At 59.2% G+C, this 19,940-nt stretch carries 20 protein-coding genes; 14 read left to right on the top strand and 6 right to left on the bottom strand.

Features of this window, described 5'->3' with window-relative positions; genetic code table 11:
• Positions 1 to 111 precede the first annotated feature (111 nt).
• The 13 genes from SLH47_RS13515 (at position 112) to SLH47_RS13575 (ending at position 11,925) form a co-directional block, all read left to right on the top strand.
• On the top strand, positions 112 to 3,528 hold the full coding sequence (locus tag SLH47_RS13515) for an indolepyruvate ferredoxin oxidoreductase family protein (protein ID WP_320240080.1): 3,417 nt from the start codon (positions 112 to 114) through the stop codon (positions 3,526 to 3,528).
• Between the two features lie 72 nt (positions 3,529 to 3,600).
• Positions 3,601 to 4,509: a lysophospholipid acyltransferase family protein gene (locus tag SLH47_RS13520; RefSeq protein ID WP_320240081.1), complete on the top strand. Its 909-nt coding sequence runs from the start codon at positions 3,601 to 3,603 to the stop codon at positions 4,507 to 4,509.
• Positions 4,487 to 5,299, top strand: a complete 813-nt coding sequence (locus SLH47_RS13525; RefSeq protein ID WP_320240082.1) for a glutamate racemase — start codon at positions 4,487 to 4,489, stop codon at positions 5,297 to 5,299. The genes SLH47_RS13520 and SLH47_RS13525 overlap by 23 nt, the downstream gene beginning before the upstream one ends.
• 33 nt (positions 5,300 to 5,332) lie before the next feature.
• A complete protein-coding gene (gene argC, locus SLH47_RS13530; protein WP_320240083.1) occupies positions 5,333 to 6,364 on the top strand; it encodes an N-acetyl-gamma-glutamyl-phosphate reductase in 1,032 nt (343 codons plus the stop codon).
• Complete coding sequence (gene ccmE, locus SLH47_RS13535) at positions 6,361 to 6,831, top strand: cytochrome c maturation protein CcmE (RefSeq protein ID WP_320240084.1); 471 nt, start codon at positions 6,361 to 6,363, stop codon at positions 6,829 to 6,831. Before argC ends, ccmE begins: the two co-directional genes overlap by 4 nt.
• 45 nt (positions 6,832 to 6,876) lie before the next feature.
• Positions 6,877 to 7,488 (top strand): holin-associated N-acetylmuramidase, encoded by a 612-nt coding sequence (locus SLH47_RS13540; RefSeq protein ID WP_320240085.1) that lies wholly within the window; start codon positions 6,877 to 6,879, stop codon positions 7,486 to 7,488.
• Positions 7,479 to 7,997, top strand: coding sequence for a holin family protein (locus SLH47_RS13545; protein ID WP_320240086.1), 519 nt, complete (start codon positions 7,479 to 7,481; stop codon positions 7,995 to 7,997). Before SLH47_RS13540 ends, SLH47_RS13545 begins: the two co-directional genes overlap by 10 nt.
• Entirely contained in the window at positions 7,990 to 8,193 is a 204-nt protein-coding gene (locus SLH47_RS13550; RefSeq protein WP_320240087.1) for a hemolysin XhlA family protein, read from the top strand. The genes SLH47_RS13545 and SLH47_RS13550 overlap by 8 nt, the downstream gene beginning before the upstream one ends.
• Positions 8,190 to 8,342, top strand: coding sequence for a hypothetical protein (locus SLH47_RS13555; RefSeq protein ID WP_320240088.1), 153 nt, complete (start codon positions 8,190 to 8,192; stop codon positions 8,340 to 8,342). The genes SLH47_RS13550 and SLH47_RS13555 overlap by 4 nt, the downstream gene beginning before the upstream one ends.
• A 42-nt stretch (positions 8,343 to 8,384) precedes the next feature.
• On the top strand, positions 8,385 to 8,585 hold the full coding sequence (locus SLH47_RS13560) for a hypothetical protein (protein ID WP_320240089.1): 201 nt from the start codon (positions 8,385 to 8,387) through the stop codon (positions 8,583 to 8,585).
• Between the two features lie 78 nt (positions 8,586 to 8,663).
• The gene (locus tag SLH47_RS13565) at positions 8,664 to 10,640 is read left to right on the top strand and encodes a heme lyase CcmF/NrfE family subunit (protein ID WP_320240090.1); all 1,977 of its coding nucleotides are present in this window, start codon (positions 8,664 to 8,666) and stop codon (positions 10,638 to 10,640) included.
• The gene (locus SLH47_RS13570; protein ID WP_320240091.1) at positions 10,637 to 11,086 is read left to right on the top strand and encodes a cytochrome c-type biogenesis protein; all 450 of its coding nucleotides are present in this window, start codon (positions 10,637 to 10,639) and stop codon (positions 11,084 to 11,086) included. The genes SLH47_RS13565 and SLH47_RS13570 overlap by 4 nt, the downstream gene beginning before the upstream one ends.
• A gap of 62 nt (positions 11,087 to 11,148) precedes the next feature.
• A complete protein-coding gene (locus tag SLH47_RS13575; RefSeq protein WP_320240092.1) occupies positions 11,149 to 11,925 on the top strand; it encodes an enoyl-CoA hydratase-related protein in 777 nt (258 codons plus the stop codon).
• Positions 11,926 to 11,973: 48 nt separating this feature from the next.
• On the opposite strand, the gene SLH47_RS13580 is transcribed toward SLH47_RS13575, so the two are convergent.
• The 3 genes from SLH47_RS13580 to gltX form a co-directional block, all read right to left on the bottom strand.
• Entirely contained in the window at positions 11,974 to 12,423 is a 450-nt protein-coding gene (locus SLH47_RS13580) for a GNAT family N-acetyltransferase (protein WP_320240093.1), read from the bottom strand.
• 119 nt (positions 12,424 to 12,542) lie between these two features.
• The gene (gene gltA, locus SLH47_RS13585) at positions 12,543 to 13,838 is read right to left on the bottom strand and encodes a citrate synthase (RefSeq protein ID WP_320240094.1); all 1,296 of its coding nucleotides are present in this window, start codon (positions 13,836 to 13,838) and stop codon (positions 12,543 to 12,545) included.
• Between the two features lie 96 nt (positions 13,839 to 13,934).
• The gene (gltX, locus tag SLH47_RS13590) at positions 13,935 to 15,329 is read right to left on the bottom strand and encodes a glutamate--tRNA ligase (RefSeq protein ID WP_320240095.1); all 1,395 of its coding nucleotides are present in this window, start codon (positions 15,327 to 15,329) and stop codon (positions 13,935 to 13,937) included.
• Between the two features lie 84 nt (positions 15,330 to 15,413).
• Between gltX and SLH47_RS13595 the strand changes: the two genes are divergently transcribed.
• Positions 15,414 to 17,531 carry a ComEC/Rec2 family competence protein gene (locus SLH47_RS13595; protein ID WP_320240096.1) on the top strand — a complete coding sequence of 706 codons (2,118 nt, stop codon included), beginning with the start codon at positions 15,414 to 15,416 and terminating at the stop codon, positions 17,529 to 17,531.
• Here SLH47_RS13595 and lexA read toward each other — a convergent pair.
• The 3 genes from lexA to moaC all read right to left on the bottom strand — a co-directional run bounded on the left by lexA (position 17,525) and on the right by moaC (position 19,939).
• The gene (lexA, locus tag SLH47_RS13600) at positions 17,525 to 18,211 is read right to left on the bottom strand and encodes a transcriptional repressor LexA (RefSeq protein ID WP_320240097.1); all 687 of its coding nucleotides are present in this window, start codon (positions 18,209 to 18,211) and stop codon (positions 17,525 to 17,527) included. The two genes, SLH47_RS13595 and lexA, sit on opposite strands and share 7 nt — an antisense overlap.
• An 85-nt stretch (positions 18,212 to 18,296) precedes the next feature.
• On the bottom strand, positions 18,297 to 19,469 hold the full coding sequence (glp, locus tag SLH47_RS13605) for a gephyrin-like molybdotransferase Glp (RefSeq protein WP_320240098.1): 1,173 nt from the start codon (positions 19,467 to 19,469) through the stop codon (positions 18,297 to 18,299).
• The gene (moaC, locus tag SLH47_RS13610) at positions 19,466 to 19,939 is read right to left on the bottom strand and encodes a cyclic pyranopterin monophosphate synthase MoaC (RefSeq protein ID WP_320240099.1); all 474 of its coding nucleotides are present in this window, start codon (positions 19,937 to 19,939) and stop codon (positions 19,466 to 19,468) included. Before moaC ends, glp begins: the two co-directional genes overlap by 4 nt.
• Between the last annotated feature and the right edge of the window lies 1 nt (position 19,940).

Genomic DNA, 19,940 nt, shown 5'->3' on the forward strand with positions numbered 1-19,940 from the left:
GCGAAGTCGCGCAATTCATGCAAACGCAATGCGCGACAAATTTCCGCTTTGTAGGTCAGTATTTTTGACCTATAGTTTGAACCAGTGATTTGACGCCTGGGGAGGTGCGAGATGAGCCATCAAGACGTATCGTTGAATGACCGCTACGATCTGGAAAAATCACCCGTTTTATTGAATGGCACACAAGCCTTGGTTCGTCTGATGCTGATGCAGCGCGCCCGCGATGAAGCTGCTGGATTGGATACCGCAGGTTATGTCACCGGGTATCGTGGATCGCCTTTGGGTGCTGTCGATATGCAGATGAGCCGGGCGAAAGAGGTGCTGGAACCGGCACAGGTGCTTTTTCAGCCAGGATTGAACGAGGATTTGGCGGCAACGGCGCTCTGGGGCTCGCAGCAGGCGGAGTTGCGGGGCGAGGGCAAGCATGATGGTGTCTTTGGCCTGTGGTACGGGAAGGGTCCGGGTGTCGATCGGACCGGCGACGTGATGCGCCACGCCAATATGGCGGGCACCTCGCCGCATGGTGGCGTGATCATGGCCATGGGGGATGATCATACGGGTGAAAGCTCAACGACCCTGCACCAGTCGGACTGGGCGATGATCGATGCCTATATGCCGATTGTCTCGCCCGCGGGGGTGCAGGAAATCCTCGATTACGGGCTCTATGCCTGGGAATTGTCGCGTTATGCGGGGGTGTGGGTTGGTCTGAAGACGATGAAGGACACGATTGAGGTGACCTCGGTGGTCGATGGTGACCCACATCGGATGTCATTCGTGAAGCCGGATATGAAGCTGCCTGACGGCGGTTTGAACATCCGGCTGGTCGATACACCGCAGCTGCAGGAAGCGCGGATGATCGATTACAAGCGCTTCGCGGCAGAAGCGTTCAGCCGTGCCAACAAGATGGATCAGCGCAAATGGGGAAAGCCGGGGGCCAAGATCGGGTTTGTCGCTGCAGGCAAGAATTGGCTCGATCTGCAGCATGCCTTGTCGCTCTTGAACATCCATGAGGCCGAGGCGGAGCGGCTGGGGATCACCACCTATAAGGTTGGGCAGGTCTGGCCTCTGGATATGGCCTCCTTCCATGAATGGGCCGAGGGGCTGGACCTGATTGTGGTGGTCGAAGAAAAGCGCAAGCTGATCGAGGTGCAGGTGAAAGAGGCGATCTTTGATGATCGCCGCGGGCGTCGCGTTTACGGCTGGCACAAGGGCGATGCGCATTCCGAAGGGCGCCGGGAAGAGATTTTTCAGACGAAAGCTGCGCTGGATCCGATTGTGATTGCTGAGAAAATCGGCGGAATACTTGTTGAAGAGGGGTGCGGCTCTGACGGGGTGAAGGCGGGGCTGGCGGAGCTGTCTGAGGCGCGCCGCGCCGATAACGCGCCAGAGATCGCGGCGCGTTTGCCGTATTTCTGTTCGGGTTGCCCGCATAATTCCTCGACCAAGGTACCGGAAGGGTCGCGCGCCTATGCCGGGATTGGCTGTCATTATATGGTCCAGTGGATGGACCGGGAGACGGTTGGCTTCACCCAGATGGGCGGTGAGGGCGCGAATTGGGTCGGTGAAGCGCCGTTTTCGACGCGTGACCACGTGTTCCAGAACCTCGGCGATGGCACTTATAACCATTCCGGCGTGCAGGCCATTCGGTTCGCCCTTATGGCGGGGACGAACATCACCTACAAAATCCTCTACAACGACGCTGTCGCGATGACTGGCGGGCAGGGGAATGACGGCGATCTGCGGGCTGATCAGATCTGTCGTGAATTGCAGGCGATGGGCGTGCGGAACATCGCGCTGGTTTATGACGAGAAAGAGGATATCGATCTGGGCCAGTTCCCGAAGGGTCTGGACGTTCACGAGCGTGCAGACATGCCCGCTGTGCAAGAGAAATTCAGTAAATACAAAGGCGTGTCTGCCATTGTATATGTGCAGACCTGCGCCGCCGAGAAGCGCCGGCGGCGCAAGCGCGGGCAGTTTCCAGACCCGGACAAGCGGGTATTCATCAATACGGATGTCTGCGAAGGCTGCGGCGATTGCGGGGTGCAGTCGAATTGTGTATCGATTGTGCCCGTTGAGACCGAGTTGGGCCGCAAGCGTGCGATCGATCAGTCCTCTTGCAATAAGGATTTTTCCTGTGTGAAGGGCTTCTGCCCGTCATTTGTGACGGTTGAAGGCGCGAAAATTCGGAAGGAGGCGACGGCGGATGTCGACCTGCCGGATATGCCGGAGCCGGAGCTTCCTGCCATTGATGGCACGCATAACGTGGTCATCACCGGCGTTGGCGGCACTGGGGTCGTGACGATTGGTGCGGTCCTTGCCATGGCCACCCATATCGATGGCAAGGGTGCGGGCATGATGGAGATGGCGGGCCTCGCGCAAAAGGGCGGCGCGGTGCATATCCATTGCCGGATTGCGGAGACGCCGGGCGATATCAGCGCCATCCGCGTGGCGACGGGCGAATGTGATGCGCTGATCGGTGGCGATCTGGTGGTCAGCGCCGGGGCGAAGACCATCGGGCTGATGAAAACGGGCACAACCCGTGGTGTGGTCAATAGCCACGAGATTATCACGGGCGACTTTACGCGCGATACGGGCTTCAAGCTGCCATCGGATGAATTGCAGATCGCGCTGCAGGCGCGGTTGGGTCAGGGGCTGGCGATGTTTGATGCCTCGGATCTCGCCAAGGCGCTGCTTGGTGACAGTATCTATTCCAACATGATGATCTTTGGCGCGGTCTGGCAAATGGGTGCGATTCCAGTCAGTTACGAGGCGATCCTGGGGGCGATTGAACTGAACGGTGCGGCGGTGAACCGCAACATCAAGGCGTTTGAGTATGGTCGCTGGGCCTATCTGCATCCAGGCGATGCAAATGCGATTTTGACGCCGAATGTGGTGCAATTACCCAAGACGCTGAACGATCAGATCGCGTTCCGCGCGCAGCATCTGGAGGCTTATCAGGGCAAGCGCCTGGTCAAGCGCTATCACAAACTGCTTGATCAGGTGCAGGATGAGCCGCTGAAAGAGGCCATCGCGAAGGGGTACCACAAACTCTTGGCCTATAAAGATGAATATGAGGTGGCGCGCCTTTTGACCGAGACCAAGGCGAAGGCCGAGGCGGAATTTGATGGCGACCTGAAGCTGACCTATCATCTTGCTCCGCCGATGCTGACCAAGATTGGTGCGGATGGCCGCCCGGTCAAAAAGGAATATGGGAGCCGCATGGCGGCGATGTTCCCGAAACTCGCGAAGCTGAAGTTCCTGCGTGGCACGCCGTTTGACCCCTTTGGCCGCACGGCGGAGCGTCGGATGGAACGCGCGCTGATCCGCGAATATGAAAAGGATATGGCCGAGGTTTTGCAGATCATGCGGCCCGATACGCGTGACGCAGCCATTGCTCTGGCCGCTTTGCCTTTGGACATCCGCGGATTTGGTCCGGTCAAGGACGCAAATGCACGCAAGGCGGCCAAACGGCGCGAAGAATTGCTGTCGGTTCTACGTGCCGCACCGATGCAACAGGCGGCGGAGTAACACCAGTTTGTCATTTGATTGTATTCAATCTGTGATAAATTTGTGAAACGCGAACAAATCAGGCCTGTGCGAATGCCCTCGAAAGACCGCGAAGTTGCCCGCGATATTACATACGCGTCCTCTGCCAAGGGGCGCAGTGGGCGGGCCATGATCCGTGTGCTGGAGAATGCGACGGGGCGGTTGCGGCTGATCCGCAAGGCCAAGGGCTATGATCTGGAGGTCGCGGCGGGCCAGGATTTCTGGCAGGTGATGGTCGAGCGTTATGGGCTGAAGCTGGACGTTGTCAGCGGCACGCTTGAGAGCATTCCGCGTGAGGGGCCGCTGATCGTTGTCTCGAACCATCCTTATGGCATCCTTGATGGCCTGATGATGGGGCGCATTCTGTCAGAGCGGCGGGACGGCGATTTCCGTGTGCTTGCGCATCGAATTTTCCGCCGCGCGCCGGACCTTGAGAAGGTGATCCTGCCGATTTCATTCGACGAGACAAAAGAGGCTGCGCGTCAGAATCTTGAGACGCGGGCCGAGGCGGTGCGGTATCTTAAAGAAGGTGGCGCGATCGGGATTTTTCCGGGCGGCACAGTTTCCACCTCCGCCAAGCCGTTTTCGCAGCCGATGGACCCGAGCTGGCGCACATTTACGGCCAAAATGATCGCGAAATCTGATGCGACTGTCGTGCCGATCTTCTTTGAAGGGCGCAACAGCCGGTTGTTCCAACTCGCGAGCCACATCCACCACATCCTGCGCACGGGCATGTTCATTCGTGAGTTCAAGACGAAGATCAACAAGCCGGTGCGGATTGTTGTGGGTGAACCGATCCCATCAGAACAATTGAACGCTTATAAAAAAGACCCGAAAGGGTGCATGGATTTCCTGCGCAAAGCCACGTATGAGTTGAGCCCAAGCCCGTTGGACCCCACGTCCCTGGGCCATGAATTTGAGGCGAAATACAAGGTGCGCAATGGCCGTCGGGATCTTCGATAGCGGGCTAGGGGGGCTGACGGTGCTGGATGCCGTCCAGAAGCGCTTGCCGGATGTGCCGCTGGTCTATTTCGGCGATAGCGCCCATGCGCCTTATGGCGTGCGTGATGCCGATGATATCTATGAACTGACGACTGCCGCCTGTCAGCGGCTCTTTGATGCGGGCTGTGATCTGGTGATTTTGGCTTGCAACACGGCATCGGCGGCGGCTTTGCGGCGAATGCAGGAAGGATGGGTGCCGACCGACAAGCGGGTGCTAGGGGTGTTTGTGCCGCTGATTGAAGCGCTGACAGAGCGGCAATGGGGGGATAATTCTCCGCCCCGAGAAGTGGCGGTGAAGCATGTGGCGTTGTTTGCGACACCTGCGACTGTCAGCAGCCGTGCGTTTCAGCGAGAACTGGCGTTTCGCGCGATTGGCGTGGATGTGGAGGCGCAGGCCTGTGGTGGCGTGGTGGATGCCATTGAAGATGGCGATATGATCCTGGCCGAGGCTTTGGTGAAATCTCATGTGGATGCACTGAAACGCAAGATGCCCGATCCGGATGCGGCGGTGCTGGGTTGTACGCATTATCCGCTGATGCACGATGAATTTCAGGCCGCCCTTGGGCCGGATGTGAAAGTGTTTTCCCAAGCCAATTTGGTAGCGGAGAGCCTGGCGGATTATCTTGAGCGGCGACCTGAGATGGTGGGTCCGAGGACGGACGGCGCCTTTCTGACGACGGGTGATCCGGCACGCGTCTCATCCCGTGCGACGCAGTTTTTGCGACGACAAATCACGTTTGAAGCCGCTTAAATCCTGCAAAATGCATCCCAAAGGGATATCGATATGACTACCCATAACGTCGCCATTCTTGGCGCTTCTGGCTATACCGGGGCGGAGCTCGTCCGGTTGATTGCCACCCATCCGAGCCTGAAAATTGTCGGGCTGTCTGGAAATTCAAAGGCCGGAATGGCCATGGCAGAGGTGTTTCCGCATCTGCGCCATCTCGACCTGCCGCGCCTGACGACGATTGATGAGATGTCTTTTGACGATGTCGAGATCGTGTTTTGCGGGCTGCCGCATGCGACCTCGCAACAGGTGATCTCGGGCCTGCCGGATCACGTCCGGATCATCGACATGTCCGCCGATTTCCGGCTGCGTGATCCGGCGGATTACGAGAAATGGTATGGCAAGCCGCATGCCGCAGTCGAGCTACAGAAAACGGCTGTCTATGGCCTGACCGAGTTTTACCGCGATCAGATCAAGGATGCGTGGCTGGTGGCAGGGACTGGTTGCAATGCGGCAACGGGGCAATATGCGCTGCGTCCGCTGATTGCGGCGGGCGTGATTGATCTGGATCAGATCATCATCGACCTGAAGGCGGCAGTATCCGGGGCAGGGCGGGCCTTGAAGGAGAACCTGTTGCACGCTGAATTGTCAGAAGGGGCGCATGGCTATGCGGTTGGCGGCCTGCACCGGCATCTGGGCGAGTTCGATCAGGAGTTCGCCTTGGTGGCCGGGCGGCCCGTACATGTGCAGTTCACGCCGCATCTGATCCCGGCCAACCGCGGCATTTTGGCGACCACGTATGTGCAAGGCGACGCGCAGGCCATACATGACACGTTGGTCGCGGCTTACGCGGCCGAGCCGTTTATTGAGGTACTTCCGATGGGACAGCATCCGTCGATCAAACATATCCGGGCGAGCAATTTCTGCCATATCGGCGTGGTCGCAGACCGCGTGCCGGGACGGGCGATTGTGATTGCCGCATTGGACAACCTGACCAAGGGATCGTCAGGGCAGGCGTTGCAGAATGCGAACCTGATGCTGGGCCTGCCAGAGACAGAAGGCCTGATGCTGGCCCCGGTGTTTCCATGAGTGGCGGTCTGAAAAGTCTCAAGAAGCGGCGGCGTATTCAGGTGATCTGGATGGCCTCGATCAGCATGGCGCTGGTGCTGGTGCTGTTGTGGTTTCTGCCGGATGACAGTTTTCAGTTCTTCCGCTCACCCAGCGAGGTGACCGAGGCTCCGCCACCGCCGACGGAGCGTTTCCGGATCGGGGGGCTGGTCGAACAGGGGTCTCTTGTGCGCGGCCAAGGCGAGGCGATTACGTTTCTGGTGACCGATGGTGGTGCCTCGGTGCCGGTGGTTTATACCGGCATCCTGCCTGACCTATTTGAGGAAGGTCAGGGCATGGTGGCGCAGGGAAACTACATCAATGGTCGCTTTGAAGCGGTTGAAATCCTTGCCAAACATGATGAGACTTACATGCCTGCCGAGGTGGTGGATGCCCTGAAAGAACAGGGCGTCTACAAACCAACGGACGGTGGCACAGTCACGAATTAACCAATCGCGCGCAGCCTTCTCTCCAAACGGAGAAGAGGGCAGCCCATGCAAAGCGTTACCGAAATCGCGACCGAGATTGTCGCCCGTGAGGGTGGCTATGTGAACGACCCCGATGATCCCGGCGGGGCGACGAAATACGGGGTCACCATCCATACGATGCGCCGTCTGGGGCTGGATCTGGATCAGGATGGGCGGATCGATACGGATGATGTGAAGATGCTGACGCGCGCGCATGCCGTGTCGATCTTTGTCGAGCATTACTTTCGCAAACCCCGGATCGATCAATTGCCCGAAGTGCTGCATGCGACGGTCTTTGACATGTATGTCAATGCGGGTGCGAATGCGGTGAAGATCCTGCAGCGGCTGCTGGGGGATATGCGGATCAGCGTGGCGGTTGATGGTGTGATTGGCCCGCAGACCATTCGCGCGACGAAAGAGGCGCTGGCGGCGGCCCCGAAGCACTTTGTGGATGCCTACGGGATCGCGCGGCGGAACTATTACTACGATCTTGCCGACCGGCGCGTGAACAGCCGCAAATATGCGCGCAGGCGTGATGGCGGCAAGGGCGGGTGGATCAAGCGTGCCGAGGAGTTCATTGCGCCGCGATACCATCTGACGGATAGCCAGCATCGCGAAAGGACCGCGAAATGGGCCTGATCAGCGGATTGATGGCGTTCCTCTTTGGTGATGGCCGCAATGTCGTGACCGAGACGGCAGAGGTCTTTCGTGAGAACGCTGAGAAGGGGGCGGCGCGCGCGGCGTCTGCGAGGAGCGAAAGCCTCGCGCAATTCGCGGCGGAGTTTGTGCATCCGCGCCGGGGTCTCTTTGACCGGTTCATCGACGGTTTGAACCGCCTGCCGCGACCGATGTTGGCGCTGGGAACGATCTGGCTGTTTGCCACGGCGATGACCGCGCCAGAGACTTTTGTTGCAGGGATGGAAGGGATCGCGCTGGTGCCAGAGCCGCTCTGGTGGTTGATGGGGGCGATTGTCAGCTTTTACTTCGGCGCGCGGCATCAGGCAAAAGCGCAGGATTTTCAACGCTCTGTCGCGTGGACTTTGGCGATGGCCGATCAGGTTAAGGCACCGGAATCAATGGTGGAGGATGCGGTAGAGCCGCCCGCAGCTAACCCGGCCTTGGCCGATTGGAGGCGGGAGAATGGATAAGCCATGGTGCGACAAGATGGAACGCCGTATCGCGGCACTTGAGATGCGCGATGCAGTCGACGAGGTGCATCGCGACAACGTCTCTGACCGGCTGAGCGCGATTGAGGACACGCTGAAATGGCTTGTGCGTCTGATTATCGGGGGCCTCTTGATGGCCGCGCTGACCTATGCGGTGCAAGGAGGTTTCGTGCGATGACGAAGGTGCTGATCGGGGCCTTCGCCCCTATCACCGCGATGTTTGTGAATGCCGTGGGCGGCCGTTTTGAGGGGTATCTGTTTCCTGTTGTGACAATGGCGGAAATCATGCGTCAAAAGGCGGTGGGTGAGACCAGCTCACGCATTTAGGGGCACTCTGCCAGACTACGCGATTGTTCGTTCGATCACCTTGTGTGGTTTCTTGGTGATGCGACGGACAATGCCCGCGCCGATCTTGTCTTTGAAGAAGGGACGAAGGTGCGGGAAGGCGGCGCATTTTCCTTTGGCCCCTGGCTGGTCCAACTGACGCCTGAGCAGTTGACGGGGCGGTCTTTTGCGGTGGTTTATCATCGCTGTCATCGGTTGTGGTTGACGGAAACGCGTTTTTACTAGCAATGCGCGCCAAAATGTAGCGCCGAAGTGACCGGGGCAAGTCTATTGCCCGGTTTTGCTTTGCGCTATGTCTGCATCATGCTTGTCGAACTTGGACATTTCGCGCTGATTCTGGCCTTCGGCGTGGCCATTGTGCAGATGATTGTACCGATGGTAGGGGCGCACCGCGGGAACGCGGCCTGGATGGCCTTGGCCGAGCCTGCGGCGACGGTGCAGTTCCTGCTGACGGGCTTTGCCTTCGCGGTGCTGACCTGGGCCTTTGTGACCTCCGACTTTTCGCTGCAGCTCGTCTACCTCAATTCCCACACGGACAAGCCGATGATCTACAAGATAACCGGGGTTTGGGGGAACCATGAAGGCTCGATGCTGCTGTGGATGCTTATCCTGACGCTTTTTGGCGCGCTGGCGGCTTGGTTTGGAGGTGGATTGCCCACGCGGCTCCGGGCGCGGGTTTTGGCGGTGCAGGCGTCAATCGCTGTGGCGTTCTTTGCCTTTGTGATCTTCACCTCGAACCCGTTTCTGCGGCTGGAAGTACCGCCGTTGAATGGTCGCGACCTGAACCCGTTGTTGCAGGATCCCGGCTTGGCGTTCCATCCGCCGTTCCTTTATCTGGGCTATGTGGGGCTGAGTGTCTCATTCTCTTTCGCCGTTGCTGCGCTGATTGAAGGCCGTGTTGACGCCGCATGGGGGCGCTGGGTCCGGCCATGGACTTTGGCCGCGTGGATGTTCCTGACCGTGGGCATCGCGCTGGGGTCTTGGTGGGCCTATTATGAGCTTGGCTGGGGCGGTTTCTGGTTCTGGGACCCGGTTGAGAACGCGTCGTTCATGCCGTGGTTGATCGCCGCTGCCTTGCTGCATTCGGCCATCGTGGTGGAAAAGCGGGAGGCGCTGAAAAGCTGGACCATTCTGCTTGCGATATTGGCCTTTGGTTTTTCGCTGTTGGGGGCCTTCATCGTCCGCTCCGGCGTGCTGACCTCGGTGCATGCTTTTGCAAATGACCCGGAACGGGGCATGCTGATCCTGATTATCCTCGCGATTTTCCTCGGTGGGGCGCTGACCCTCTTTGCCTTCCGCGCCGGCGCGATGGAGGCGCAGGGCGTTTTCTCGACCATCAGCCGCGAAAGTGCGCTGGTGCTCAACAACATCCTGCTGGCTGTGAGCTGCTTTGTCGTCTTCATCGGGACGATCTGGCCCTTGGTGGCCGAGATATTGTTTGATCGGACCTTGTCGGTCGGGCCGCCATTTTTCGATGCGGCCTTTACGCCCTTCATGGTGGGGCTAGCGATTGTGCTTCCGCTTGGGTCGATTTTGGCCTGGAAACGCGGGTCGTTGGGGCGCGCTTCGAAGTCGTTGATCGGGTGGATGGTGCTTGCCATCGCGCTTGCCGCGCTGGCCTATGCGGTACAAAGTGGCAACTCTGCTTTGGGTCCCATTGGTGTTGCTTTGGGTGTCTGGGTGGTGGGCGGCGCGATTGCTGATCTGTGGATGCGCAGCGGGCGCGAAGGGTTCGCGGCGCGCCTGCGTCGGATCGGTCGGCTGCCGCGCGCCGATTGGGGCAAGGCCACAGCGCATATCGGGATGGGTGTCACGATCTTCGGCATCGCCGCGATGCTGGCGTGGGAGCGGGAGGATATCCGAATCGCCAATATCGGTGACCGCTGGGATGTGGGGCAATTCACCTTCCAACTGGACGATGTGCGCCAATTCCAGGGGCCGAATTACCTGACGACGATGGCTGATATTGCCGTGTTTCGGGGTGAAAGGCCATTTGCGACCCTGAATCCCGAAAAGCGGTTCTATCCTGTGGCGAACATGCCGACCACCGAGGCTGCGATCAGCAATGGTGTACTGCGTGACGTCTATGTGGTGATCGGCGATCCGCAACAGGGTGGGGGCTGGGCGGTGCGCGTCTACCTCAAACCCTTTGCGAATTGGATTTGGGGCGGGGCGATCCTGATGGCATTGGGCGGGTGTTTGTCGCTGTCTGACAGACGGCTTCGTATTGGGGCCGCTGCGCCGAAAAAGACGCGGGCCAAAGCGGTACCAGCTGAATGAAGCGGTTTGCCCTGATCCTTGCCTTACTGGCGAGCCCTTTATGGGCGGTAGAGCCGGACGAGATCCTTGATGATCCGGTACTTGAAGAACGCGCACGTGATCTGTCGCAAGGACTGCGCTGCCCGGTTTGCCAGAACGAAAGCATCGACGAATCGAACGCCACGCTGGCCCGCGAATTGCGGATCCTTTTGCGTGAACGGCTGGTGGCCGGTGACACGGACGAACAGGCCGTCGATTTCATCGTCGCACGCTATGGAGAATTTGTGCTGTTGCGGCCAGACACAAGCGGGGCCAACATCATTCTGTGGGTCGCGGCTCCAATGATGTTCGTGATCGCGCTTGGCATCGGCTGGACCGCGATCCGCCGGAAGAAGGCTGCGCCGACAGCGTTGTCCGACGAAGAAAAGGCGGAACTCGCCAAAATATTGGAGCGTGACGCAGTGTAGGGCTTTTCTGAACGGGTTCGTTCAGTAAGCTGCGGCCAATGCATCAATAAGGACTTTTCCGCATGGACTATCAGGCCCTGACCCTCGTGATACGTAACGATGTCGCGGTGATCACGTTGAATCGCCCCGATGTGATGAACGCGCTGAATACACAGATGAGGGCCGAGATCACGCATGCCGTCAAGGCCGCAGAGGCGGAGGCGCGAGTGATCATTCTGACGGGCGCCGGCAAATCCTTCTGCTCAGGTCAGGATTTGGGTGACAGCGGCTCTGCTGCATCGCTCGATCTCGAACGGACCTTGCGCGATGAATATGTGCCAATGCTGAAGGCGATTTTTGACTGCCGGGTGCCGACGATTTCGGCGGTGAACGGTCCAGCGGCGGGGGCAGGGGCCAATCTGGCCCTTGCAGCGGATGTGGTAATTGCGTCGGAAGATGCCTATTTCGTGCAGGCCTTTACGCGGATCGGCCTGATCCCTGACGCCGGCGGGACCTACTGGTTGCCGCGTCAGATGGGGGCGGCCAAGGCGATGGGGGCGGCTTTGTTCGCGGACAAGATCACGGCGCAGCAAGCGTCTGACTGGGGCATGATCTATGAAACAGCCCCGTCGGCTGCGTTCCTTGAACATGTGCAAGGCCGCGCGGCGCAACTGGCACAAGGGCCGACGGTGGCCTACCGGCAACTTAAAAAGGCGATCCGGGGGTCGTTCGAGAACTCGCTGGACGAGCAATTGGCATTGGAGGCCAAGCTACAAGGCCGCTGTGGCCAGACCCGCGACTTTCAAGAGGGAGTCGTGGCGTTTCTGGAGAAGCGCAAGGCGGTTTACGAAGGGCGCTAATCGCGCGGTCTTTCTAGAGCAAAGTAGACGCTGTCGGACCAGACGCCTTCAATGCAAAAAGGTGTTCTGCGCCCGATGTGTTTCGCGAAAGCCAAGCGAAATCAACAGACCGATGGACGCGGCATTGCGCGGGTCAACGTCGGCTGTGAGCGCGGGTGCGCTTGTCGCCTCAAATAGGTGGGGGATGATCGCGTTCATCGCTTCGGTCACAATCCCCTGGCGCCAGTAATCGGGGTGCAGGAGAAAACCGACCTCATAAGCTTGATGCATACCCGCAGCGCCAATGACCTTGCCATCCTTTTCAATGACGAAGTAAAGCAGTTGCTGTTTGGCAGAACTGATCAGCCGGTCGAGGTTGTCCTGGGTGCGTGCCGGGCTGTCATGCGGGGCCGTCGACCAATATTGCATCGCGCGCCGGTCGCTATAGATGCGATAAAGATCATCCAGGTCAGTCTGCCGGGCAGCCCGCAAGGTGAGGCGCTTGGTCTTCAACGCCATGTTGCGGCTCTGCGCCGGGGCAAAAGTCTGGCACAGACTTTTGTCAAAACTCTTTTGAAAGAGTTTTGCATCACCAAGCCCCTAGGAATGTGGCCACATGATAGTGGCCACGCGCTCCTTTACCGTTTTTCAATGTCGACGTAGTCGCGCTGCAACTCACCCAAGTAAAGCTGGCGGGGGCGCCCGATTTTCATCTTGGGGTCGGCGAGTTGTTCGGACCATTGCGAAATCCAACCCACGGTGCGGGCGAGCGCGAATATTGGCGTGAACATCGATGTGGGGAAACCCATCGCCTCAAGAATGATACCCGAATAGAAATCGACATTCGGGAACAGCTTCTTGTCTGCGAAGTAAGGATCATTCAGGGCCTGTTTTTCAAGTTCCTTGGCCACCTGCAGGATCGGGTTGTTCTCGACGCCCAAGAGGTCCAGCACCTCATCAGCGCTTTCCTTCATGACCTTGGCGCGCGGGTCGAAGTTTTTGTAGACCCTGTGGCCAAAGCCCATCAGGCGGTAGCTGTCATTCTTGTCCTTGGCGCGGGCGATGAATTCAGGAATGCGATCGACAGTTCCGATTTCCTTGAGCATTTCCAGGCAAGCCTGATTCGCGCCACCATGGGCCGGGCCCCAAAGGCAGGCGATGCCTGCCGCGATACAGGCGAAGGGGTTCGCACCGGACGAAGAGGCCAGACGGACCGTCGACGTCGACGCGTTCTGTTCGTGATCGGCGTGGAGCGTAAAGATCCGGTCCATCGCACGGGCGAGGATCGGGTCCACATGGTATTCCTCGGCCGGCACGGCAAAACACATCCGTAGGAAGTTCGCGGCATAGTCCAGATCGTTGCGCGGATACACGAAAGGCTGACCAATCGTGTATTTGTAAGCCCAGGCAGCAATCGTCGGCATCTTGGCGATTAGCCGGATCGTCGCCACCTCGCGCTGATGCGCGTCAGTGATGTCGGTACTGTCGTGATAAAAGGCGGACATCGCGCCCACCACGCCGACCATGATCGCCATCGGATGCGCGTCGCGGCGGAAACCGCGGAAGAAATTCGCCATCTGCTCGTGCAGCATTGTGTGATTGGTGACGAGGCTTTCAAACTTCTCGAGTTGCGCAGCAGAGGGCAAATCGCCGTATAGCAAAAGATAGCAAACTTCGAGGTAGTGCGATTTGCTGGCCAACTGATCAATCGGGTAGCCGCGGTGCAATAGCACACCTTTTTCGCCGTCGATAAAGGTGATCGTGCTGTCGCAAGCGGCAGTCGAGGTGAAGCCGGGATCGTAGGTGAACACATCCGCCTGGCCGTAAAGCTTGCGGATATCGATCACGTCAGGGCCGTCGGAAGGGGAGTGCACGGGCAGTTCATATGTCTCACCCTTGATGGTGAGTGTTGCGGTATCAGTATTCTCGGCCATAAAACTTCCCCTTCTGTCATCGCGCATGCGTTTAGCATCGCCGGCGCGTTTTACCTCGTCGGTGGCCAGTTACCTACCATTCGTAACGAATTGGTTTCAGGCGCTGGCGTCCTGCAAGCGGGCCAATGTTTCCTCTTGCCCCAGGACCAACATCATGTCGAACACGCTTGGTGTAACCGCTCGCCCAGCGAGTGCCGCCCGAAGCGGCCCAGCAAGTTTGCCAAGTTTCATATCATGAGCTTCGGCAACGGAGGCGACAACCTGTTCAAGTGCGTCTCGCGTCCAGCTAGCATTTTGCAGCTGCGGCGTCAATTCGCTCAGTATACCACGGGATACATTATCGAGGTTCTTTGCGGATTTCTCATCTGCTGAAATCGGGCGATCTGTCAGGATAAAGTGCGCCTTTTCAAGAAGTTCAGGGAATGTCTTCGCGCGCTCTTTCAGGCTATACATCCCACGCAACAATCCGTCAGTTTGTGTTTCAGTGAGGGCGGGTTTGCCGGTGGCGGCAAGAAAAGCCCGGAGTTCTTGCAGCAGTGCAGCATCGTCGGAGGCCGCGATATGTTGACCGCAGAGGCTTTCGAGTTTCTTCGTGTCAAACCGCGCGGGCGATTTGCCAATCCCATCCAAATCGAACCAATCTCTCGCCTGTGCATCAGTGAAGAATTCGTCGTCCCCGTGGCTCCAGCCAAGGCGGGTGAGGTAGTTGCGCATGCCAGCGGCGGGATAGCCCATGGCCTGATACTCAGCGGCGCCTGTCGCCCCGTGCCGCTTGGAGAGCTTTTTGCCGTCTGGCCCAAAGATCAGAGGAATGTGCGCGAGCGTTGGCTTGTCCCACCCCATCGCGTCGTAGATCATGTTCTGACGGAAGGCATTGGCCAGGTGATCGTCGCCGCGGATTACATGGGTCACACCCATATCGTGGTCATCCACGACAACGGCGAGCATGTAGACAGGCGTGCCGTCAGAGCGGAGCAGGACCATGTCGTCCAATTGATCGTTGGACCATGTCACATCGCCTTGCACTTCATCATGCAGCGTCGTTTGCCCCTTGCGCGGGGCCTTAATGCGGATCACGTAAGGTGCGGCGGGGTGGTCGGCTTCCGGCACATCGCGCCAGGGCGAGCGGAAGAGCGTTGAGGTCTTCTCAGCCCGCGCATTTTCGCGGAAGGTTTCGATTTCTTCCTGTGTGCTGAAGCACTTATAGGCCGCACCTTTTGCCAGCAGTTCCTGCGCAATCTCGGCATGCCGTGCGGCATTGGCGGCCTGACTTGATGGCGCACCATCCCAGTCGAGGCCAAGCCACGTCAGCCCGTCAAGGATGGCTTGGGTGTTCTCGGGGGTCGAGCGCGCCTTGTCCGTATCTTCAATCCGCAACAGGAATTTACCACCTTTGCCGCGTGCATAGAGCCAGTTGAAGAGGGCGGTTCTGGCGCCGCCGATATGCAGCGCACCGGTCGGCGAAGGGGCGAAACGGGTGACGACGGACATGGGGTATTAACCTTTCGCTAACCAGGTTTTCGGTAAGGTTGCGGCTTGGGCCTTGGGCATAGAAGAACGCGAGGTGAAGGACAAGTGCGTGCCGCGATCGAGGCCGCCCTTTTGGCGCAGCGGGGCGCGTTGATCGGCTGGGTGCCTGTGTGCCTTGCCATCGGGATCGGGGCCTATTTTGCCTTGCCGGTTGAGCCTGATCTGATGTGGCTTGCAGTGGCCGCTCTGACAGGCCTTGCGGCCTTTCTCGCTTCCCGTTGGGTCAATGTGGCCTATGCGCCGCTTTTCATCGCGCTGATGCTGGTTTGCACGGGGCTTGGTCTTGCAAAATGGCGCAGCGACAGTGTTGCCGCCCCCGTGCTGACTTTCCGCTATTACGGGCCGATCGAGGGCCGGGTGGTCAATATCGACCGCTCTGCCAGTGATGCGACGCGGCTCACACTGGATCAGGTTGTGCTGGCGCGGATGTCGCCGGAGCGCATTCCGGAGCGAGTGCGGGTTTCGGTCCATGGGGACCAAGTGATCACGGATTTTCGCCCCGGTGAGCGGCTGATCCTGACGGGGCATCTGTCACCCCCTGCTGGCCCTGCCGAGCCGGGTGGCTTTGATTTTCAGCGCCATGCCTGGTTTTTGCAATTGGGTGCTGTCGGCTATACCCGCACGCCTGTCTTGCGGCTTGCACCGGCTGAGCCGGGGCGGCTGCAGATGCGCATATTCGCGCTGCGTATGCACCTGTCAACGGCAGTCCAGAAGGCAATGCCGGGTGAAACCGGCGCCTTCGCTGCCGCGATCATGACCGGCGATAGGTCCGCGATGGGGCAGGCGGTGCTGGCAGATTTGCGGGCGGCGAACCTTGCGCATCTTCTGGCCATTTCGGGGCTGCATATGGGCCTTTTGACCGGGTTTATCTTTGCAATCGTGCGGTATGGGTTGGCGCTGATTCCCAAGGTGGCGCTGTGCTATCCGACCAAGAAGATCGCGGCCATTTGCGCCTTGTTTGTCGGCGCATTCTATCTAGCGTTGTCGGGGGGCAATGTGGCGACCGAGCGCGCCTTTGTCATGGTGGCGGTCATGCTGGTGGCGGTCTTGCTGGACCGACGCGCGCTGACGCTGCGGGCCGTGGCGATTGCGGCGATCATCATCCTGGTCTGGCAGCCGGAGGCGCTGACCGGGCCGGGGTTCCAGATGTCGTTCGCAGCGACAACGGCGCTGGTCTTCGTCTTTGGCGCGTTGCGTGATGTGGATCTGAGCCGTTTGCCCAACTGGACCCGCCCGGTCTTATCTGTGGTCCTGTCTTCATTTGTGGCGGGCCTTGCGACCGCGCCTTTTGCCGCCGCCCATTTCAACCAGATCGCCCATTATGGGTTGATCGCAAATGTCCTGAGCGTGCCGCTGATGGGCATTCTGGTGATGCCCGCCGCTGTGCTGGCGCTGTGCCTCGCGCCGTTTGGGCTGTGGCAGGTCGGGCTTTGGGCCATGGATCTTGGTCTGCGCTGGATACTTTTTGTCGCGGAAACCGTTGCGGGGCTTGATGGGGCGCTCAGCCATGTGCACGCACCTGATCCGGTCGTGCTGCCGCTTCTGGCGCTGGGGCTATTGGGATTTGTGCTGTGGCGGGGCAAAGGCCGATCTGCTGGCTTGGTGCTGGCGGCGGTCGCGGCGCTCTTTTGGGTACAGATCATCCGACCGCAGCTTTTGGTCGCGGATAATGGTGCCTTGATTGGCGTGATGACGGTAGAGGGGCGGGCGCTTTCGAAACCAACGGGCAGCGGCTTTGTTGCAGGGATCTGGCTTGAGAATGATGGCAACCCCGTCGCACAAGAGGTTGCCGCCGCGCGGGGCGCTGTCACGCGAGATGGGCGTGTTGTGACGACCGATCTGGCCGGTTGGCGGATCATCCAGGTTTCTGGCAAGACTGCGCTCGCCGCTTTGCCCGATTGCGGTGGCGCGGATGTACTGATCAGCAATCAGGTGGATGAGGTCGTCAGGCCCTGCGCCGTCTTCGACCTGACGCGCTTGCGGCAGACGGGCTCATTGGCGATCGATGTCTTGCCCGATGGCGATCTTGCGATCACCTCGGCCCGTGTTTTGAACGGTGCAAGACCATGGAATGGTGGTGCACGCGACGCGCAACAGACGATTGTTCTTAGCGCACAGGAGCGCCGTCAAACGCTCCTGTCGCAAAACGCGCCAGATCAATAGGTGCGGATCAAACCGACCAACCGGCCTTGAACCTTGACCTGATCGTCTCGGAAAACGCGTGTCTCATAGGCGGGGTTGGCGGCCTCAAGCGCGATGGCATTACCATTGCGCCGGAAGCGTTTCAGCGTCGCCTCCTGCCCCTCGACGAGTGCGACAACGATGTCGCCATTATCGGCCACTGACGTCTCTTTGATCACCACGACATCGCCATCATTGATGCCGGCGTCGATCATCGAATCGCCTTTGACTTCAAGGGCATAATGCTCACCCCCACCTACCATCGATTGTGGGACAGAGACCTTGTGTGAGACCTGGCTGATCGCCTCAATCGGCACACCAGCAGCGATGCGGCCCATCACAGGAAGCTCAATCGCCCCGTTATCAATCGGCAGCGCCTTGGGCGGCGTACGATCCGGCTTGTCACCGTCAATCACACGCGGCGTAAAGCCCGATTTGGCTTGCATTGAATCCGGCAGCTTCACGATTTCAAGCGCGCGCGCCCGATGCGCCAGCCTGCGGATAAAGCCGCGTTCCTCAAGCGCCGTGATCAACCGGTGGATCCCGGATTTCGAGCGCAGATCAAGCGCCTCTTTCATCTCATCAAAGCTGGGCGGCACGCCGTCACGTTGCACGCGCTTGTGAATAAACTCCAAGAGATCCAGTTGTTTTTTCGTCAACATTGGGCTGCTCCCCCACCGTGGTTTTTCTTATGTTCTATTGATGTTCCTGTTTTGTGTCAATTGCCTTGATGTTGGGCATTTGAGGCTAAAGATGAATGATCTCAACCATCTCGCCTTTCGCGCGTGCACCATCGGCGATGGGGCGGACGACAAGGCAGTTGGCGTCGGCAAGCACGGTGAGCAGGGAACTGTCCTGTCGGTCGAACACAGTCACACCGTCAGAGTCCAGCCGGGCGCGCATGTAGTGTTCACGTGGCCCATTTGGCCCGATGGGAGCGGCAAGTGGGGCTTTTTCGCGTAGGGCAGGTGCTTCGCCAAGACCCAGCATTTTCCGTATGATAGGTAGAACGAAGATTTGCCCGCAAACCATCGCGGAGACCGGGTTGCCGGGCAGGCCGATCATGGTTGCATCGCCCATCCGGCCCGCCATCAGGGGTTTGCCCGGACGCATGGCGATCTTGTAAAAGGCGCGTTCCATCCCCTGTTCCTGAGCGATGTCGCCGACAAGGTCATGATCACCGACCGAGGCGCCGCCAATGGTGATGATCAGGTCCGCATCCTCGGCCAATTCAAAGGCAAGCCGCAGGGCCGGGGCATTGTCGCGGGCAATGGGCAGGAGGCGGGCGATGGCGCCATGTTCTTCGACCAATGCGGCGAGGCCATAGCTGTTGGAGGCGATGATCTGGTCCGGGCCGGGGTCCTCACCGGGTTGGACGAGTTCATCGCCCGTTGCAATGATCTCGACAATCGGTTTGCGCGTCACCGGCACTTTGGCGATGTTCATCGCCGCAAGAAGGGCGATGTCAGAAGGCGACAGAAGACGCGGGGCGCGGATTGTGTCTCCGGCGCGAAAGTCGGCGCCGGCGGGCCGTACATGCGGCTTCATTTCCAGGTCGTCTGTCAATGTGATGACGTCATTTTCGCGCGTCACATCCTCCTGAATGATCACGCGGTCAGTGCCATTTGGCAGCGGTGCGCCGGTAAAGATGCGCACGGCCTGCCCGCCACTGACTTCGCCGTCAAAGCGATGCCCCGCCGCCGCTTCGCCGATCACTTTCAGGCGTGAACCAGGCATCGCATCTACGTCTTGCACCGCATAGCCATCCATCGCTGAGGCGGCAAAGGGCGGCTGATCTCGCTTCGCCGAAACGTCCTGAGCCAGAACCCGGCCAGCCGCCTCGCGCAGTGGTACATGTTCGGTCTCGCCCGGTTTCACCAACGCGAAAAGATGGGCCAGAGCCTCTTCGGTGGTTATCATGGGTTTTCGAACCGGCCGGACTTGCCGCCATCCTTGAAAGTCAGGCGGATGCCGCCAATCTCCATATCCTTCTGCACCGCCTTGACCATATCGTAGATTGTGAGGGCTGCGGTACTGACGGCGGTCAGCGCCTCCATCTCCACCCCGGTTTGCCCGCCGGTTTTGACGGTCGCCCGAATGCGGATGCCGGGCAGGGTTGCGTCGGGTGAAAGGTCAAGTGCCACCTTGGTAATTGGAAGCGGGTGGCAGAGCGGGATCAGATCGGCTGTCTTCTTGGCGCCCGTGATCCCCGCGACCCGCGCGATGCCCAGCACGTCACCTTTATCGGCGCGGCCTTCTTCAATCATCGCAAGGGTCTCGGGGGTCATCTTCACATACCCTTCGGCCACGGCAATGCGCGCGGTGACGGGCTTGTCGGACACATCAACCATATGTGCCTTACCATCGCGATCAAAATGCGAAAGCGCCATG

The organism is Cognatiyoonia sp. IB215182 (genome assembly GCF_033963905.1).
Classification (GTDB): domain Bacteria; phylum Pseudomonadota; class Alphaproteobacteria; order Rhodobacterales; family Rhodobacteraceae; genus Yoonia.

What these genes read in the sequence shown, in the direction of transcription:
- SLH47_RS13515 (WP_320240080.1), top strand. Translation starts at nt 112, where the DNA reads ATGAGCCATCAAGACGTATCGTTGAATGACCGCTACGATCTGGAAAAA.
- SLH47_RS13520 (WP_320240081.1), top strand. Translation starts at nt 3,601, where the DNA reads ATGCCCTCGAAAGACCGCGAAGTTGCCCGCGATATTACATACGCGTCC.
- SLH47_RS13525 (WP_320240082.1), top strand. Translation starts at nt 4,487, where the DNA reads ATGGCCGTCGGGATCTTCGATAGCGGGCTAGGGGGGCTGACGGTGCTG.
- argC (WP_320240083.1), top strand. Translation starts at nt 5,333, where the DNA reads ATGACTACCCATAACGTCGCCATTCTTGGCGCTTCTGGCTATACCGGG.
- ccmE (WP_320240084.1), top strand. Translation starts at nt 6,361, where the DNA reads ATGAGTGGCGGTCTGAAAAGTCTCAAGAAGCGGCGGCGTATTCAGGTG.
- SLH47_RS13540 (WP_320240085.1), top strand. Translation starts at nt 6,877, where the DNA reads ATGCAAAGCGTTACCGAAATCGCGACCGAGATTGTCGCCCGTGAGGGT.
- SLH47_RS13545 (WP_320240086.1), top strand. Translation starts at nt 7,479, where the DNA reads ATGGGCCTGATCAGCGGATTGATGGCGTTCCTCTTTGGTGATGGCCGC.
- SLH47_RS13550 (WP_320240087.1), top strand. Translation starts at nt 7,990, where the DNA reads ATGGATAAGCCATGGTGCGACAAGATGGAACGCCGTATCGCGGCACTT.
- SLH47_RS13555 (WP_320240088.1), top strand. Translation starts at nt 8,190, where the DNA reads ATGACGAAGGTGCTGATCGGGGCCTTCGCCCCTATCACCGCGATGTTT.
- SLH47_RS13565 (WP_320240090.1), top strand. Translation starts at nt 8,664, where the DNA reads ATGCTTGTCGAACTTGGACATTTCGCGCTGATTCTGGCCTTCGGCGTG.
- SLH47_RS13570 (WP_320240091.1), top strand. Translation starts at nt 10,637, where the DNA reads ATGAAGCGGTTTGCCCTGATCCTTGCCTTACTGGCGAGCCCTTTATGG.
- SLH47_RS13575 (WP_320240092.1), top strand. Translation starts at nt 11,149, where the DNA reads ATGGACTATCAGGCCCTGACCCTCGTGATACGTAACGATGTCGCGGTG.
- SLH47_RS13580 (WP_320240093.1), bottom strand. Translation starts at nt 12,423, where the DNA reads ATGGCGTTGAAGACCAAGCGCCTCACCTTGCGGGCTGCCCGGCAGACT.
- gltA (WP_320240094.1), bottom strand. Translation starts at nt 13,838, where the DNA reads ATGGCCGAGAATACTGATACCGCAACACTCACCATCAAGGGTGAGACA.
- gltX (WP_320240095.1), bottom strand. Translation starts at nt 15,329, where the DNA reads ATGTCCGTCGTCACCCGTTTCGCCCCTTCGCCGACCGGTGCGCTGCAT.
- lexA (WP_320240097.1), bottom strand. Translation starts at nt 18,211, where the DNA reads ATGTTGACGAAAAAACAACTGGATCTCTTGGAGTTTATTCACAAGCGC.
- glp (WP_320240098.1), bottom strand. Translation starts at nt 19,469, where the DNA reads ATGATAACCACCGAAGAGGCTCTGGCCCATCTTTTCGCGTTGGTGAAA.
- moaC (WP_320240099.1), bottom strand. Translation starts at nt 19,939, where the DNA reads ATGGCGCTTTCGCATTTTGATCGCGATGGTAAGGCACATATGGTTGAT.